This window comes from Pseudomonas sp. PDM19 (assembly GCF_014852215.1).
Taxonomy (GTDB): domain Bacteria; phylum Pseudomonadota; class Gammaproteobacteria; order Pseudomonadales; family Pseudomonadaceae; genus Pseudomonas.
Genome location: NZ_JACVBG010000001.1, coordinates 1,345,843 through 1,363,124 on the forward strand (window position 1 = coordinate 1,345,843; position 17,282 = coordinate 1,363,124).

The 17,282-nt window shown below is 65.8% G+C and carries 13 protein-coding genes; 4 read left to right on the top strand and 9 right to left on the bottom strand.

What is annotated here, in order from left to right; genetic code table 11:
* Positions 1-28 precede the first annotated feature (28 nt).
* Positions 29-775: an AraC family transcriptional regulator gene (locus tag IB273_RS05805; protein ID WP_192223505.1), complete on the top strand. Its 747-nt coding sequence runs from the start codon at positions 29-31 to the stop codon at positions 773-775.
* Positions 776-846: 71 nt separating this feature from the next.
* On the opposite strand, the gene IB273_RS05810 is transcribed toward IB273_RS05805, so the two are convergent.
* From IB273_RS05810 to IB273_RS05830, 5 genes are all read right to left on the bottom strand, one after another.
* Complete coding sequence (locus IB273_RS05810; RefSeq protein WP_151187193.1) at positions 847-1,122, bottom strand: bacteriocin immunity protein; 276 nt, start codon at positions 1,120-1,122, stop codon at positions 847-849.
* A gap of 3 nt (positions 1,123-1,125) precedes the next feature.
* Positions 1,126-2,739 (bottom strand): S-type pyocin domain-containing protein, encoded by a 1,614-nt coding sequence (locus tag IB273_RS05815; protein ID WP_192223506.1) that lies wholly within the window; start codon positions 2,737-2,739, stop codon positions 1,126-1,128.
* A 227-nt stretch (positions 2,740-2,966) separates the two neighbouring features.
* Positions 2,967-3,371: a g-type lysozyme inhibitor gene (locus tag IB273_RS05820; protein WP_192223507.1), complete on the bottom strand. Its 405-nt coding sequence runs from the start codon at positions 3,369-3,371 to the stop codon at positions 2,967-2,969.
* A 30-nt stretch (positions 3,372-3,401) separates the two neighbouring features.
* Entirely contained in the window at positions 3,402-4,958 is a 1,557-nt protein-coding gene (locus IB273_RS05825) for an EAL domain-containing protein (RefSeq protein ID WP_192223508.1), read from the bottom strand.
* A gap of 48 nt (positions 4,959-5,006) precedes the next feature.
* Positions 5,007-7,931, bottom strand: coding sequence for an autotransporter outer membrane beta-barrel domain-containing protein (locus tag IB273_RS05830; protein WP_192223509.1), 2,925 nt, complete (start codon positions 7,929-7,931; stop codon positions 5,007-5,009).
* A gap of 149 nt (positions 7,932-8,080) precedes the next feature.
* On the opposite strand from IB273_RS05830, the gene IB273_RS05835 reads away from it, so the two are divergent.
* On the top strand, positions 8,081-9,817 hold the full coding sequence (locus IB273_RS05835; RefSeq protein ID WP_192223510.1) for a response regulator: 1,737 nt from the start codon (positions 8,081-8,083) through the stop codon (positions 9,815-9,817).
* Between the two features lie 198 nt (positions 9,818-10,015).
* The gene (locus IB273_RS05840; protein ID WP_192223511.1) at positions 10,016-11,377 is read left to right on the top strand and encodes an MFS transporter; all 1,362 of its coding nucleotides are present in this window, start codon (positions 10,016-10,018) and stop codon (positions 11,375-11,377) included.
* A gap of 619 nt (positions 11,378-11,996) precedes the next feature.
* Here the strand turns inward: IB273_RS05840 and IB273_RS05845 are convergent.
* On the bottom strand, positions 11,997-13,037 hold the full coding sequence (locus IB273_RS05845) for an ABC transporter substrate-binding protein (RefSeq protein ID WP_081520412.1): 1,041 nt from the start codon (positions 13,035-13,037) through the stop codon (positions 11,997-11,999).
* Positions 13,038-13,300: 263 nt separating this feature from the next.
* On the opposite strand from IB273_RS05845, the gene IB273_RS05850 reads away from it, so the two are divergent.
* A complete protein-coding gene (locus IB273_RS05850) occupies positions 13,301-14,788 on the top strand; it encodes a PucR family transcriptional regulator (RefSeq protein WP_192223512.1) in 1,488 nt (495 codons plus the stop codon).
* On the opposite strand, the gene IB273_RS05855 is transcribed toward IB273_RS05850, so the two are convergent.
* The 3 genes from IB273_RS05855 to IB273_RS05865 all read right to left on the bottom strand — a co-directional run bounded on the left by IB273_RS05855 (position 14,778) and on the right by IB273_RS05865 (position 17,277).
* On the bottom strand, positions 14,778-15,122 hold the full coding sequence (locus IB273_RS05855; protein ID WP_192210971.1) for a cupin domain-containing protein: 345 nt from the start codon (positions 15,120-15,122) through the stop codon (positions 14,778-14,780). The genes IB273_RS05850 and IB273_RS05855 overlap by 11 nt on opposite strands.
* 11 nt (positions 15,123-15,133) lie before the next feature.
* Positions 15,134-16,519 (bottom strand): NAD(P)/FAD-dependent oxidoreductase, encoded by a 1,386-nt coding sequence (locus tag IB273_RS05860; protein ID WP_192223513.1) that lies wholly within the window; start codon positions 16,517-16,519, stop codon positions 15,134-15,136.
* 134 nt (positions 16,520-16,653) lie between these two features.
* Positions 16,654-17,277 (bottom strand): hypothetical protein, encoded by a 624-nt coding sequence (locus IB273_RS05865; protein WP_139791685.1) that lies wholly within the window; start codon positions 17,275-17,277, stop codon positions 16,654-16,656.
* Positions 17,278-17,282: the final 5 nt, after the last annotated feature.

Here is a 17,282-nt window from a genome sequence, read left to right on the forward strand (position 1 = left end):
CCTCCACTCGCACCGAAGGCAGCCCGTCATGACCTGCGCCCTCTCTCTCGAAGCGCTGGCCTACGACCATCAGGATGGCGAAGAAATCCTGCCCCACTGCCATCCCCAGGCGCAGCTGATCCACTCGATCTCCGGCGTGATGCTGGTCGGCGCGGCGCAGAAGAACTGGGTGGTACCGGCCGGCCATGCGCTGTGGGTGCCGCCGGGCAACGAGCACCAGATCCGCATGTTCGGCAACGTGCGCATGCGCACCCTGTTCATGCCCGCTTCCAGCTGGCCCTGGGGCGGCCAGCAGTGCCAGTTGATCGCGGTCACGCCGCTACTGCGCGAGCTGCTGGTGGCCGCCAGTGCGGTGCAGGCCGGCGATGGCAACGAGCACCGCCGCCGCTGCCTGCATGAGCTGCTGCTGGTGGAGATGGACGCGGCGCAAACGGTCGGCATCCACCTCGCCATGCCGCAGGACCCGCGCCTGCTGCGGCTATGCAACGCGGTGATTGGCGCACCGGCGGACGAGACCGGCATGGAAGACTGGGCGCAGCAACTGAACATGAGCAGCCGCACCCTCGCCCGCTTGTTCCAGCGCGAACTGGGGATGAACTTCGGCGACTGGCGCACCCGCGTGCGCATGGTCCTCAGCCTGCAACGCCTGATCGCCGGCGCCTCGGTGCTGGAAGTGGCGCTGGAGCACGGCTACCAGAGCCCGAGTGCGTTCTCGCAGACCTTCAAGCGGGTTCTCGGGCGGTTGCCCAGTCAGTATCGGGCGGAGCGGCTTTGAGCCTTAGCGTCCTATTTTTTCAACCCCGCCAAACTCCCGATTAGAACTCGGTTAGCCGCTGACTCGGCGGATCAGCTCTTCCTGAATCCGGGCAATCCGTTGGCGGCACGCCACTCCTTCACTGTGCGTGTAATTCCCTCTGCTGAGTCATCAGCCCCCGGCTCGGGGTAGTAAATCAAGTCGGAGCCAGCAGGGTGTTGGCTCACCTTTCGAAAGTGCAATAACAGCACATCAGCCATCTCATCAGATTCTGATGCATCCTCTTCAAAGAGGTCCTCTAGAAGTTGGATAAACTCAGCTTCCGTGTAGTCCGAGAAGCTTTCCTTCAGAATGTCGTACTTAGCCATGTGCTACTTGCTCTTTCTGTGCAGGGTGATGTGATTCCTTGGCGTGTTGACGCGGAGATTGTCTACGTCATAAACCTCGCCACCATCCGTAACTCTGTCCACGTGGTGCAACTCAAATGATTGCCTCCCGCCCACCATGTCAACTTCACGTACACGTGGGGCTTTGCCCTTCTGCATACGCTGAAGGTTCTTCCGGGTGGATTTAGCGACCAGCTCTGAGTCTTTCGCTACGGCCTTCCAAAGCGCCCTCCTGAACGAGTTAAAACTATTAAAGCTTTTCCCACGCAACTCATTAGCAACACTCGCTGGAATCGGCGCTCCGAGCCCTTCAGCTGCCCCTAGCAACCAGGTTCCAGACACATATTCCCCAGCACCTCTCACTGTCCCCGGCTCATGCCGGGCATTCATCACGATGTAGAGCGGAGCAATCCCGGAGCCTGCGGGGAACACGAGAATGAAGTCTCGATACTCAGGCGGGTAGATCGGGTTGACGATGAGGGTATCGGCCTGTTCCACAGGCGGGTAGATCGTGATCTGCGGCGCCTGGGGTGCAGCTTCCAAGGCTGGAATACCCAGGGTGTCGGCAGGATTGGCAGCAGGCGTCCAGATCAGCCCAATCCCATCCCCCAAGTCGGCAACCATCTGGCTACCAGTCGGTTCGAACTGAACAACGGGGATCATTTCCCACTCGCTGCGGAGCTGAGTGTTGAAGCCGTAGCCTTTCAGCTTGCCATCTGATTGCTGCTCTACACGAATGCGTACACGGGTTCGCCCCTGTCTCATTGTGCGAAGTTGCTCTTCCGTGTAGAGGGCGCTGTCCCCCAGGCTGGAAGGCCAGAGCATCGCAACAACGCCAAGGAGAGCGCCCCCGACAACGCCTCCCGTGAGGATGCCGCCACCAACTGCACGGCCACCAACTCCTGCCGCAACCTGACCACCACTGGCCACTGCTCCGCCAGCGGAAACGACGTCGCAAAGACCGCCACAGGATTCTTGCGGCCCTGCGGGAGCAAGCCCGCGCAATGCCAGGGAACCGAAACCTGCAGGGACGTTGCCGCTGATCTTCCTGAGCTGCACCTTGCCGTGATCGTCTGCCGCGCGGCCCCCTAGCAGTACGAGATTTCCGTAGTCGCTCGCATTGTCGACAGGAAACGCACCCGACGAGGTGCTGTAGTCGATCACCGAATCGGGCAGCTTGCTGCACTTGGCGAACACACACGCCGTACGCGGGAAAATTTGAGGATCAACAAACTTTGCTGTGCCAGCAGACGATGCAGGTGCCACGGAGTGTGCCGGCGAGCTCGTAGCCCCACCGCTAGCCGTCGTCGCGCCGCCCCGGCGCGATTGATAGGTTGCCGAATACAACGATGGGATAAAGCGCGCCCTGCACGCGCAACTGCTGAGGCTATCTAACGTACCGGCAACGATTCTGCCGTGACTTTTGATATAGGAAATCCCGCCAATGATCTGGTAGACCTTGCCGTCCTTGCCGCAGCTGACTCGGTCACCCTCCCGCGCATGTGCAATGCCGAACATCATGACGCGGGAGTCAGCTTCCAGCACCTGCCCCCCACACGTCGTCCTATCGCCCAACCGAATGAAGTGCCCAACCGCCATGTTCGTTCCCTGAGTGAAGGAATGGAGAAGCGAACATAGGCAGTTTGTTATTGGATCGAATGCAGGACTGGTCCTGAACTCCTGTCGGCCCTCACTTGCTCGATCTGTAGGAGCAAGGCGCGCATGAACTCCCCAACCTCCTTGCCCGGTTCGTTATGCGTCGACCTGAGCCCCTTCCTGGCGACCTGGGCACTTTAGCCCTGAGTCGCCAGGATCACGCATCCGAATTACTCGATACCGAAGCGGATGCTGTAGTCCACCTTGGTCCCGCGGCGGGCGGTGGCGCGCATCTGGTAGACCTGCACGCTGTAGGTCCCGGAGGCCGGCAGCTCGCCGCTCCAGTCCTGGCCGACGGCGCCGCTGCCCAGGGCGGTGGATTCGCCCGGTTTGTCGCCCGGCGCAAATACGTTGAAGTTGGCGTTGCTGCTACCGCTGACGCCGACTTTCATGTGCTGCCCGGCCTTGGCCGACAGGGTGTAGAGAACCGTGTCGTAGCCCTTGAAACTGCCTTTGACGGTGGTGCTGCTCGCGCCCTTGGCGAAGTGCACCGGGACGGTGGTGACGGTATCGGCGGCCAGCGCGAGTGCCGGGGTGGCACTGAGCAGGCAGAACAGCAGCAGGGAGGTTTTCATGGTGATCATCCTGTGGTCAGGGGTTGGAAATCATGAGGCCGCCAGCCAGGTCTGGCCGGCGAGGTAAGCGAGGAATTCGTTCAGCGGCATCGCCTTGCCGAACAGCCAGCCCTGGCCGTACTGCACGCCGCGCTGACGCAGGTACTGCAGCTGCTCGTCGGTCTCGACGCCTTCGGCCACCATCCGCAGCGCCAGCTGGCGAGCCATGGCGATGGTGTGGTCGGTCACCGGGCAAGGCGCGCCGTCCGACAGCGACTGGACGAAGGAGCGGTCGATCTTCAGCAGATCCAGTGGCAGGCGCCGCAGATACTGCAGGCTGGAGTAACCGGTGCCGAAATCGTCCAGGGCGATCGGGTGGCCCGCCTCGCGGCTTTGCGCCAGTGTCCGGTGCGCGGCGTCGATACTCAACAGGCAGCTTTCGGTCACTTCCAGCCAGATGCTGCCGGGATCGATGCCCGCCTGCTGCCGTGCTTCGACCAGGTGCGGCAGGAAGGTCCCGCTTGCCACGTCGAGTGCCGAGAGGTTGATCGAGACATGCTGCAACTGCCCCGAAGCGAGGCTGGCGCCCAGGTCGCGGCAGACCGTCGAGATCACCTGCGCGGTGATCGACTCGACCAGGCCACTGGATTCGGCCAGGGGCAGGAAGCTCTCAGGCAGGGTCACCGAGCCGTCCTTGCGACGCCAGCGCACGAGCGCTTCGGCGCCGATGCAGCGGCCATCGCGCAGGTCGAGGATGGGCTGGTAGAAGGCAGTGAACTCATTGTTCGCCACGGCCCTAGTCAACACTGCCAGTGGCGACAGATAGGCACGCACGCGACGTGCAACCACCCAGCACCACAGGCCGGAAAGCAGCAGAGCCAGCGGCGTGAGCATGAGCAGCTCACGCCACAGGTCGCGGACCAGGGCCTCGCGACTGACCGCAGCCACCGTCTGCCAGTTGCCATGGTTGACCCGCGTATAGAGGTAACCACCCCGCAGCGCAGAGTGCGGCTCGCTATGGATGCGCGTGAGGACCTGGGCAAAGCCGGCAGCCGGCGTGCCCAGCCAGTGCCCTGCCGGTGTGCCCAGGGCCAGGCTGACGCCGGGCGCGAGGGAGGTTTCGAGGAAGTGCTCGGGGTCGATCAGCAGGTTGAACGCCGCATCGCGCAAGGCCAGCATGGGTTTGGCTGGCGCCATGAACGGCTGCACGTTGATCGACACGCCCATGCCTTCGCGAGTGCGGAAGTCTTCCGGCCAACGCTCTGCCGGACGACCGACCAGGCCCCAGGAACTGCAGACGAACACCTCTTCTTCGACGTAGCCGACCGCCTTCACCGCCAGCGTGTCGATGGCCAGCAGACGCATCTGTTCGATGCCCTCCGCCGAGCAGGGCGGCAGCGGTGAGCGGTTCAGTTCGCGAAGCGTCGCGGCCGCCTGGGCGAAGGTACTGTCCGCCCGTTGCGAGGCGAGCCGGGCCAGCGTTTCCAGGCGTTCCGCGGTGTGTTGCACGACCAGATGCCAGGCCAGGTAGCCGGTGCCGGTCAGTACCAGAGCGACACCCAGCAGGCTGGCGATGGCGCCGGTCCTGACGATGCGAGCGCGACTCATGATGGGTCTCCAGAGGGCGCACGGCGTACGCCCGAGCGGAATGGTCGACTACCAGAGGTAGCGGTAGCCGAGGGTCAGCGACAGCGGTTGCTCGATTTCGTGGCCATTGGCGTAGTGGGCTTCGAGCATCAGCTTCTGGTGGGCGCTGACCAGCAGCGAACCGCCGGCGCCCAGTTCGGCGCGCGAACCCGGCAGCTGGTTGTCCAGCGCGTGGCCGTTGACCTTGACCGTGCTGTCGCCGGCCAGTTCGTCGATCCACGAGGCGCTGAGGTAGCCCTGCACCTGTGCGCCGGAGTCCAGTTGCCAGTTGCGCCCGGCGCGCCCGCCGGCCCGAGCCTGGACGGAGTCCACGGCGTCGCCATCCACTTCCAGTTGGTCGCTGCTGGTGTACTGCGGCCCTTGCAGGTGGGCGCCAGAAAGCTGTACCTGCGGCTCGACGAACCAGCCCTGGCCCAGTTGCACGGTGCGACCCAGCTCGACGCTGGCGCCGTAGGCGTCGGAGTCGTAGTGGCCGCGGACCTGGCCACCGGTGTTGGTCGGCACCTTCACTTCGCCGCGCAGGTGGTCGTACTTGAGTACCGAGTCCAGGTACCAGCCGTCTTCGCGCACGTAGGTGGCGTAGAGGCCGACGCTGCGGCTGTCGAGGTCGCCGGAGCTGTGCTCGCCGAAGTCCTGATCGGCATGGCCGGCCCCGAGCATGCCGCCGACGTAGAGGGTGCCGTCAGCCTGTTCGAAGGCGCGGTCGGCGCCGATCTCGGCCCCGCTCAGGCTCTGCTCGAAAGCACGGCTATCGCCGCTATCGACGTTCATCTTGCCGCCCATGGCGCGGGTCCACAGGCCGCCCTGGTCGTGCCCCTGGCGCAGTTCGCCGAGGCGGCGAGTCAGGGTGCCCAGTTCGCTCTGCCAGAGGTTGGCGGCGGCGCTCTGCATGCCCAATGCGGCGTTGGCGCCCTTGGACAGGCGCTGGGCCTGACTGGCCGGGTGCGATGCCGGGGTCAGTGTGCTCATTGCAATGGACGGGATACCCGTGGCGACGGCGGGTTGATTCGCCGGTGTCAGCGCCGTCATCGGCAGCGTATCGACCTTGGGCTGGGGCACCAGCTGAGGGCGCATCGAGGGGTTCAGCGCCGTCATGGGAATGCTCGAGCCATTGGGCTGCGGCACGAGTTGCGGGCGCAGCGACGGATTCAACGAAGTCATGGGCACGCTGCTGCCGTTGGGCTGGGGCACCTTCTGCGGTGGTATCGAGGGGTTGAGCGCCGTCATCGGGATGCTGCTGCCATTGGGCTGCGGGACCAACTGCGGGCGCAGCGACGGAGTGAGCGCAGTCATCGGCGCCACCTGCCCGGTCTGCACCAGGTACCAGTCGTTGCCTTGCTGCTGAAGTCCGTAGCGGAACGCCCCGGCGTCCACATGACCGCCGAGCAGGCTGAACTGCCCGGTGCCGCCACCGGTGCCGACCAGTTTCAGCGGGGCGCCCTGGGCGTCCCGGCCGCTGTCGGCCACCAGTATCTCGTGGCTGCCCTGGGCCTGGCCCAGCACCTGCAGCAGGTCACCCCGGGAGGTGGAAAGATCGGTTTTCATCTGGAAGCGGCCATTGCCACTGAGGTCGCCATTCACCGTCAGCACCTGGTAGCCGGGGCCGCTGAAGAACACCGCGGAATCGCGCAGCTTGAGATTGCCCAGGGAGGCGTTACCGGCAAACTCCCAGGTGCTGGTGCCCAGGTCCATGTCCAGCCGGCCACGGGACGGAGCCAGCAACTGAGTGTTGCCATGCAGGGTGCTGCCGTTCGCGAGCAGGTCGAACTGGCCGTTGTCCTCGACGCTGGCAAGGGTCGGGGTTTCGACTGTCGAGCAGTCCAGAGCGGCGTTCAGCACGCTGCCCGGACGAACCAGGAAGGCACTGCCGGCGACGACATGCAGCTGCGCGCCCCGGGCATCAACGTGGCCCTGGCTGCCGCTGGCGGTTTCGATCAGGTCCTGCTGGCCGGTGAGCGCCGAGTCGGTCAGTTCCAGCTGGCCGATACCCTGCCCTCCGGAGAACAGCACGGTGCTGTCATCGACGTTGGCGGCCTGGCTGTCCCACAGGCCGATGCGGCTGTCGCCGCTGATTTCCAGCGCGGAAGACTGGGCGCCTGCGCTCAGCAACTGGGTATTTTGCAGCTCGATCTGGCTGGACCGGCCGGCCAAGGCGGCGCTGGACTGGCGCCCCTGGGTGAACACCGAGCCGTCGCTCATGGCGATGGCCGAGCCGTCCCGGGCGCTCAGCGCAGCGGCATAGTCTCCCTGCGTATTCACCGTACTGCGCTGGCCCAGCAGCACCTGGCTGCCGTTGTTCGCGGAAACGCCGTAGCTGGAACTGCCCTCGGTGAGAATCCGCGTGTCGACCAGCTCCAGCGGGCCGCTGGCGCTCAGGCCGACGCCTGCGCTCTCGGCCTTGTGCGTGTGGATCTGCGAGTGGCTGACCAGACCGGGAAGCGCGTCACTTTCCACGAGGATGCCGGTGCTACTGGTCTCGAAGGTTTCGATGCGCGAGTGCTCCACCTGCAGGGCCGAGGCCCCCGACACCTGTATGCCGTAGCTGAGGATGCCGCGCGTCACCAGGCTCGAATCGCTCAGCCGCAGGGAGCTGCTGTCGACGCGGATGGCCGGGCTACGGCCACCCAGCGTCTGCGCATCGAGCGCCGTCGCGTCCAGAACCGCGCCGCCGAGAGCTTGCAGCGCTCCGCCGCTGCCGGCGTTGCGCAGCAGCACATCACGCAGGGAAAAGTCAGTGCCCTGAACGTTGACGGCTGGGCCGTTGCCGGGGATATCGACGCGCGACTGCACCAGCGCGTGGGGTAGTGCGCTGGTGGCGGTGAAGACCTGCGGGGAGTTGAAGTCCACAGCCAGCGCCGGAGAGGCGATGAGCATGGCAATGAACAGTGCCAGCGGTGTGTGGGAAAGGTTGGGACTGCGTGTGAGGGGTTCCATGGCGAGTCACCTTGAGGGGAAGCGGTTGAGGCCATTCTTGGCGTGCCCGCTCAAAGTGAGGATGCGAAAACCAGTCACGATTTGTAGGAAAATGATTACACGAGTGCGATCACCATGCCCTAGAGTGAAGGGCAACCCAGGGGGAACAGATGGCGCGGATACTGATCGCGGACGAACACCCGATGACCCGCTACGCGGTGCGCATGCTGCTGCAGGCGGAGCGCCACACGGTGGTCGGCGAGGCCTGCAATGGCCTCGAGGCGCTGAGCCTGACCACCCGCCTCGCACCGGACCTGCTGATCATCGACATCGACCTGTCGCAGCTCACTGGCCTTGACGTCATCTCACGCCTGCGCAGCCGCGGCCTGACGCTGCCGATCCTGGGCTACAGCACGCAGGATTCGGAGCACTACGTCGGCCGTTTCCTGCAGGTCGGCGCCTCGGGCTTCGTCAGCAAGCACCAGGACATCGACCGGCTCAAGGAAGCCCTGGCGGTGGTCCTGCGCGGGCACAGCTATTTCCCAGCCGAAATGCTCGGCAGCGTGCACCGCGCCAGCCTGCACGAGAATGACGCCGAGCGCGTCGCTTCGCTGTCCAACCGAGAACTCAGCGTGCTCAGCCTGCTGGCCAGCGGCTACAGCAACCAGGAAATCGCCCACGAGCTGACCATCAGCGAAAAGTCCGTCAGCACCTATCGCGCACGCATGCGCAGCAAGCTCAACCTGTCCAGCATGCTCGAGCTGATCGACTTCGCCCGGCGCAACCATCTCGCGGCACCGGCAAGCCATACCCATGACACGGGCGCCGACGGTGGTGAGGCCCCCCTGTGGCGCTCCATGGTGGAAAGCCTGCCGGCAGCCTTCTATGTCCGCGATACCGAGGCGCGCCTGGTTTACGCCAACCCGGCGCACCTGGAGCTGTACCAGGCGGAGCTGGACGACGTGCTCGGCACCCGCACCACCGAGGTGGACTGGTATCAACCGACCGATGCCCGCAACATGCTGCGCTTCCTGCAGCGCGCACTCGCCGAGGAGCAGCCTTTCAGCAAGGACATCGAACTCTCGGTCCACGGCGAACGCCGCGTGCTCCACCACTGGGGCACACCTTACCGCGACGGCGACGGCAACCTGCTCGGGATGATCTGCTGCAGCACCGACATCACCGAACGCTACGACCAACTCAACGACCTGCGCAGCCGTGCCGAAGCCAGCGAACTGGCACACCAGCAGCTGACCGACCTGTTCACCAGCGCGACGACCCATCTCAACGAACGTATCGAGGCGCTTGCCGGCTCCCTTGCGCAGCCCAACGCCACGGATCTCGACCAGGCCCTGGCGATACTCGAGGAACTGAAGGTCCACGGCGCCTCGCTCAAGCGGGCGCTCATCGCCCAGGACGACGTTCCCCTGATGCCGACGCGGCTGGACGAGCTCGCCTCCGAAGTCCTCGACGTCCTGCACGCACCGGCCGACCAGAAACAGCTGCCGCTGAAACTGGAGGCCGACAGTCGCTCGCGCAAAGCCCTGCTGGTCGACGCCAAGTCCCTGCGCGAGGCCCTGCGCCATCTGGGGTTGTACGTGATCGACCTGACCGACGACGGCAGCGTCCAGCTGCGCATCGCCGCCAGCCCGAAGCAGCAGCAAATGGGTGTGCGCATCACCCTCGAAGGCCTTCCGGGCAGCAAGCGCCGTGAACTGCGCGCCTATTCCCTTTCCGAACTGACCCGCGACTACCCTGCGCGCAACCCGGCCCGCAACAGCCTGAGCCTGAATATCGCCCAGCACCTGATCAACAGCCTCGGCGGTGAGCTGCAGGTTTCCCATCTGCCCGGCCAAGGCTGCTGCGCCACCGTGCACCTGCTGCTGCAACAGGCCAGCGCACGCTGAGCGCCACGGCGGCGCCGCTCATACGATCGTACAAGGCCCTCCGCGGCGCTTCTTACCTTGGGTGAATTGTCCGCCCGGGCCTCCCCCTGCACCCTCTCCCTCCCCCTTGCCGGCCTCTGAAAAGGGCTCCTGCCGCCCGTTGCCGGCTCCAGAAAGCTGCCTGCCCGGCCACTTATAAATTCAACAAAGGTTGTACCCATGAGCGTGTTTGATGTCATTGAACATTCCCCGGTATCGAAATTTCACCGGAAATTGCTGCTGGCCTGCTGCGGAGGCCCCTTCCTCGATGGCTACATCCTCAGCCTGATCGGCATTGCGCTGATCGGCTTCGGCCAGGACATCGCCGCCACCTCGGTGGAGACCGGCCTGATCGGCGCGGCCTCGCTGCTGGGCATCTTCTTCGGCGCGACGGTGTTCGGTGCCATCACCGACCGCATCGGCCGGGAAACCATGTACGCCCTGGACCTCACCGTGCTGGTGATCGCCTGCGGCCTGTCGGCCTTCGTCACCGAGGCCTGGCAACTGATCGTGCTGCGTTTCGTCATCGGCCTCGCGGTCGGCGCGGATTACCCCATCGCCACCTCGCTGCTCACGGAGCTCACCCCGTCCAAGCGCCGTGGCTTCATGATCGGCGTGTCCGGGCTGGCCTGGTCCTGCGGCGCCATGACCGCCTTCATCGTCGGCTACCTGATGGTCTCCTGGACCGGCGACCACTCGCTGTGGCGCTGGATGCTGTTCAGCGGCGCGGTGGTGGGCATCATCGTCGTGCTGATCCGCCGCGGCATCCCGGAATCGCCACGCTGGCTGGCCAGCAAGGGGCGCATCGAGGAAGCGCAGAAGGTCATCAAGCTGGTCTACGACAAGGACGTGGTGATCACCCCCGCCGACGTCGCCGAACTGAACGACGGTGGCCGTCATCGTTCGTGGAAAAGCGACCTGAAGATGATTTCCTCGGGCGGCTACCTCAAGCGCACCATCATGTGCGGCATGCTCTACTTCGCGCAGATCACCCCGCAATACGTGCTCTACACCTTCGGCAGCATGATCCTGCTGACCGCCGGCATCAAAGGCGAGAACTCCTCGACCCTGGGCGAGCTGATGATCGCCATCCTCTTCGCCATCGGCGTGATCCCGGCGCTGAAGCTGGTGGAAACCTGGGGCCGCCGCCCCATGGTGGTGGTGCCCTTCGCACTGATGGCGTTGCCGCTGCTGGCCCTGGGCCTGTGGGCGGACGCCCCGGCCTGGTTCATCGTCGGTGCCTTCGCCTTCTACGCCTTCGTCTCCGGCGGCCCGAGCATCCTGGAGTGGATCTACCCCAACGAGCTGTTCCCCACTTCCGTACGCGCCACCGCCGTCGGCGTGGCGGTCGGCTTCAGCCGCATCGGCGCGGCGACCGGCACCTACCTGATGCCCATCGGCATCGAGTCCATCGGTCTGCAGGCAACCCTGCTGATCGGTGCGGGCATCACCCTGCTGGCGTTCTTCATCTGCCTGGCGTGGGCGCCGGAAACCAAGGGCCGCTCGCTGCAGCAATCGGCATCGCTGAGCCTGGCGACCTGATCCGCTCCTGCGTTTGACCCGAAGCCCATCGGCGCTGCCGATGGGCTTTTTTGTGCCCGGCGATCCGGCCAGGCACGGAGTTCACTGTAGGGACGCGCGGACTTCGTCCGCGGTTCGCGGGCGTGGCCCGCTCCTACAAGGGAGTCGCGGTGCTAGCCGCTGCAGGAGCGAGCCATGCTCGCGATCCGTAAGCAGGGCTTACGGTACCGATGCACGACGGGACGCGCGGACTTCGTCCGCGGTTCGCGGGCATGGCCCGCTCCTACAAGGGGGTCACAGTGCTAGCCGGTGTAGAAGCGAGCCATGCTCGCGATCCGTAAGCAGGGCTTACGGTACCGATGCACGACGGGACGCGCGGACTTCGTCCGCGGTTCGCGGGCATGGCCCGCTCCTACAAGGGAGTCGCGGTGCTAGTCGTTGTAGGAGCGAGCCGTGCTCGCGATCCGTAAGCAGGGCTTACGGTACCGATGCACGACGGGACGCGCGGACTTCGTCCGCGGTTCGCGGGCGTGGCCCGCTCCTACAGGGGAGTCACGGCGCTAGTCGTTGTAGGAGCGCCCACAAAAAAGGCCGCCCGAGGGCGGCCTGAAAGTGCGGCGACGCCGCACACTGTGAAGCTTTACTGCTTGGCGGCCCAGGCGTTGAAGCGCTGCTCCAGCTGCTCGCCATGGTCGGCCCAGAAGGCCGCATTCATCGCCACCTGACCGGCCAGGTTGGCCTCATCGGTAGGCATGTTGGTGCGGCGGGCGGCGTCCACCAGCGGGACTGCGGCGCGGTTCACCGGGCCATAGGCAATCTGCTGCGCGTAGTTCTTCTGCTGTTCGGTCTGCAGCACGTACTGGATGAAGCGCAGGCCTTCCTCGGTATTCTTCGCGCCCTTGGGAATGGCGAAGGCGTCCATGTCATAGATGCCGCCGTTCCACACCACGCGCAGCTGGCTTTCGTCCTGCACGGCAGCGATGCGGCCGTTGTAGGCGGAGCTCATCACCACGTCGCCGGAAGCCAGGTATTGCGGCGGCTGTGCGCCGGCTTCCCACCACTGGATGCTCGGCTTGATCTGGTCGAGCTTCCTGAAGGCGCGGTCCTGGCCTTCCTTCGTCCCGAGCACGGCGTAGACATCCTTCGGCGCCACGCCGTCGGCCATCAGGGCGAACTCCAGCGTGTACATCGCGCCCTTGCGCAGGCCGCGCTTGCCAGGGAATTTCTGCGTGTCCCAGAAATCCGCCCAGCCGGTGGGCGCGCTCTTGAGCTTGTCGGCGTTGTAGGCCAGCACCGTGGACCAGACGAAGAAGCCCACGCCGCACGGCTGTACCGCGCCATCCAGCAGCTCCGGGGCGAGCTTGGCGATTCCCGGCTGCTCGCCGATTTCCTGCAGCAGGCCCTCGTCGCAGGCCCGCGCCAGTTCCGGCATTTCCATCTCCACCACATCCCAGGAGACGCTGCCGGTATCGACCTGCACCTTGACCTTGGCCATTTCGCCGTTGAACTCGTCGGCGATCAGGCGGCTGCCGCTCTGCTGCATGTAGGGCTGGTAGAAGGCCTTGACCTGGGCAGCCTTGTTGGCGCCGCCGTGGGAGACCACGGTGAGGTCGGCGAAGGCAGGGAAAGTCGCCGCGCAACCCAGGGCGCAGGCGATGGAGGAACTCAGGATCTTGTTCATTGTTATGGTCTCCGGTGAGTAGACGGCCCGCCTCGCGGCAGGCGGCACCATCCGGGGCCTCCAAGGGCTCGCATGGCGCACTGCCAGCTAGTCTTGGGGCCGCCGCCAGGCTCCACAATCAGACGGAACTACAATTCGAAGGGCCCTGCTCGTATCCCGGTACGAAGCCCGCAAGGCTCGCTCAAGCCAGGCGCGACAAGGCCTCGCGCTTGGTGGCATGCTTGCCGGCCCGATCGATCGTCACTCCTGCCCGCGGACCCGCCATGCCATTCCATATCCAGGACATCCTCGACAACGCTTCCCTGCGCACCCGCCTGCTCGGCGGCAGCGAAGGCGTCGGCCGGCGCCTGCGCTGGGCGCATGTGTGCGAGCTGGCGGACCCGACCCAGTGGCTGGGCGAAGGGGACCTGCTGATGACCACCGGCATCGGCATTCCCGCCCAGGCCCAGGCGCAACGGGATTACCTGCAACGCCTGGCCGCGGCACGCATCTCGGGGCTGATGATCGGCGAGAACATGCAGGCCCCGGCGGATATCCAGGCCCTGCAGGACGAAGCCTGCCAGCTGGGTTTCCCGCTGCTGATGACCGATTACGCGGTGCCCTTCTCCGCCGTGACCCGCGCCATCGTCGACGCCAGCAAGCAGGAAGAACACGAGCGCCGCAGCGCCGTGACGCGCATCTATGAAAGCGCCCGCATCGGCCTGCGCGGGCTCGGCCTCGCCGGCCTGTTGCGCCGGTTGTGCAGCGACGTGCGCGCGCAGCTGTTCCTGTTCGACTCGGCGACGCTGCAACCCTGGCAGGAAGGCCTACCGCCGCTGCCGGCCAGCTGGCGGACAACCCTTGCCCAGCGCCGCTCGGTGCCGGACACCGTGACCCGCTGCAGCAATGGCGAGCAGGAAGCGCTGGTGATGCCGCTGCCGTCGCTGACCACCTGCGAAATCCTCGCCACCGGCGGCGAGCTGCTCGACTACGGCCTGCTGCATCACATCGTGGCGGTACTGGGGATCGAGCTGGAGCGCGCCCAGGTCGAGCACGAACGCATGCTGCGGCTGGGTTCGGAACTGCTGGACGATCTGCTGCAGCAGCGCCTCACCGAGCGCGCCGCGCAGGAACGGCTGGCGCAGCTGAATTGCCCGGTGGATGCCGCCTGCCTGGTGCTGGCGCGCGCCGCCGGCGAGCTGCCGCAACACTGGCAGCAGCGACTTCAGCGACTGGGAATGGGCCTGCTGGTGCGACACCAGGGCAACGAACTGATCCTGCTGCTGAGCGATCCGGCGCAGGCCGCAACGCTGCAGGCCGAGCTGGACTGCACCCTGGGCCACAGCAACCCGTTGGGCCATGCATTACGGGCGGTGGAAGCCCTGCGCGAGGCGCGCCTCGCGCTGGCCCATGCCAACCACCAGCGCCCGCTGGTGGCCTATGCCGATGCCCAGGGCGAGCAGTCCTGGCTGCCGGCAAGCCTGGAAGAAGCACGGCGTGTGCATCGCCGGGTGCTCGGCGCGCTGGCGGATTACGACGCCCAACAGGGCGGCCAGTTGCAGCACACCCTGCGCGTCTTCCTCGAGCAGAACCGTTCCTGGCAGAAGGCCGCACAACGGCTCAACGTGCACAAGCAGACGCTGGTCTACCGCATCCGCCGCATCGAGGAAATCACCGAGCGCTCGCTGGACTGCACCGAGGACGTGGCCGTCCTCTGGATCGCGCTGCGCTCGGCGCAGATTGCCGGCATGGACGCCGGGATCAGGGAATGATCACGAAGCTCTTGCGCACGGTCTCGCGGATGTCCCAGGTGCCCTGACAGTTCGCCGGGAACAGCACGGCGTCGCCGGCGCGCAGTTCGATCGGCTCGCCGTCGTCCGGGATGAACAGGCAGTGGCCGCTGATGAAGTGGCTGAATTCCCGCGACAGCACCTGGCGCCGCCAGCGGCCGGGCGTGCATTCCCAGACACCGGTGAGCAGGCCGCCCTCGCCTTCCTCGGCGTGGGTCGCGGCGCTGGATACCGGAGTGCCCAGGGGTTCCTTCACCGGCTGCGGCGCCGGCAGTTCGAGTCCGGCGGTGCCGGTGAGCAGGATCGGTTGGGGCATGGTTCTTTCTCCTAAAGGTCCTTGTCTTCGAGCCCTGCCGGGGCGAAGCCGGCCAGGGTGCGGTCGAGCCAGCCGCCCTTGCGGTTCTGCGCCTCGGCCTGTTCCTTGCGTTGCACCGCGCCGCGCACCATCAGGCCGCCGACGTAGCGCACCGGTTCGAGCGGGAAGCGCTTGGGCTGCCGGCCGACCAGGCCGCAACGGCTCCACTCGTCATCGATGCCCAGCGCCAGGCTGGCGAGGATGCGCCCGCCCAGGCGGCTCGGTCCGACGCCGTTGCCGCTCCAGCCGATGCCGTAGACGATGTGCGGCGCGTCCTCCAGGTGGCCGAACACCGGCAGGCTGTCGTAGGTACGGTCGATGGGGCCGGACCAGCTGTGGGTCACCGGCACGTCGTCCAGCTGCGGGTAGGTGCGGCGCAGGTCCTGCTCGGTGTCTTCGCTGAGCTGCGGGTTGTGGTCGTAGCTCTCGTCGATGCGACTGGCGAAGCTGATCATCCCGGTGCCCTTGCCGAAGGCGATGCGGCCGTCCTGCGTGGTGCGGTAGTAGTCGACCATCAGCTGCGAATCGGTGATGGCTTCGCCACCGGTCCAGCCGATCTGCTCCAGGCGCTCCGGGATCGGCGCGGTGGCGACCACGGTGCTGGTCACCGGCAGGATGGTACGGCGCAGTTCGGGAATTGCCGCCGCCCAGGCGTTGGTCGCCATTACCACCTTCGGTGCGCGCAGCTCGCCACCGGGGGTACGGATCACCGCCGGCCGGCCGCGCTCCAGGCTGAGCATGGGGGTGTTCTCGAAGATACGCACGCCCTTCTCCAGCGCCACCCGGCGCAGGCCGCGCACCAGGCGGGCGGGCTGTACGGTGGCGTTGCTGGCTTCGAGCACGCCTTCGAGGTGTTTCGCGGATCCCGCGCGGCGCGCCACTTCGCTGTCGGAGAGCGACTGGAACACCGGCTCGCCAAGGCGCTCGCAGGTCTGCTGCACGCCCTTCCAGGCACCGCGCTGGGCGTCGGTGGTGGCAGTCCACAACCAGCCGGCACGGCGGAAGTGCGCGTCGATGTCGTGGGCCTTGCAGAACGCTTCGATCTCACCGATGGCCGCTGCCGAGGCGCGGGCCAGGCGCAGTGCCTCGTCCTTGCCGCACTGCGCGGCCAGCGAACTGATCTTCGGCCACCAGGACATGACGAAGCCGCCGTTGCGCCCAGAGGCGCCGCCGCCACAGATGTCGCGCTCGATGATGGCGATACGGCAATCAGGCTTGAGCTCGAGCAGGCGCAGCGCAGTCCAGAGGCCGACAAAGCCGCCGCCGACGATGGCCACGTCGACGTCGAGCGGGCCTTCCAGCGCAGGCAGCGGAGTGAGCTCGGAGGCGATTTCCTCCAGCCACAGGGAACGTTTCATGTGCGGATTCCAGGTTGAACGGTAGTGGCGCCACTGTCCTGTGTCAGGCCAGTGGCGAACAATCGTCCATTCCATGCAATCCGGGGAAAGGCCTCATACGAAGATATGAAGCCGGGGCGCTGCGGCCGGTGATATCAGGCCTTGGGCTTCTTCGGCGCCAGGCCCGGCTTGGAGAACTTCACAATCAGCCAGTTATCGGACTTGCCGTGCTTCACCGTGACCTCGGCCACGCGAATACTCGATGACACCTTGGCCATTACCTGCTGTGCGTCCATTCCCGGCTTGATGTACTTGTCGAGCTGCTCGTAGAGGCGGTAGCTGATCATCCCGCTGCGCAGCGCATGGGTCTCGAAGTCGCCGATGGCCTTGGCGTCGGCCTCGGTGCGGTTCGGGTTGAGGGTGTGCGCCAGCACGTCGACCACGTTCTTGTCGTCGGCGATGGCCACCAGCATGAAGCGTTTGGCCACTTCCTGCAGTACGCGCCGGTAGGCGGCATCGTTGTATTCGCTGTACAGCACCGCCTCGACCAGCTTCTGCTTGTCGAAGGTCAGCGCCAGGCGGAAGCGCGTGCCGGCGTAGTCCACGCCATCCTTGCAGCGCGCGGTGACGCCCATGGGCTGCAGGCATTCGACGAAGCCCTGCTGCTTGCCGAAGCCCTTCTGCGCCGCGCCGTAGTTGTACTTGCCGAACAGCGGATCAGCCGCCGACGCCATGCCCGCCACGCACATCAACAGTGCGCCCATTGCCCATCTGCCCATTACCA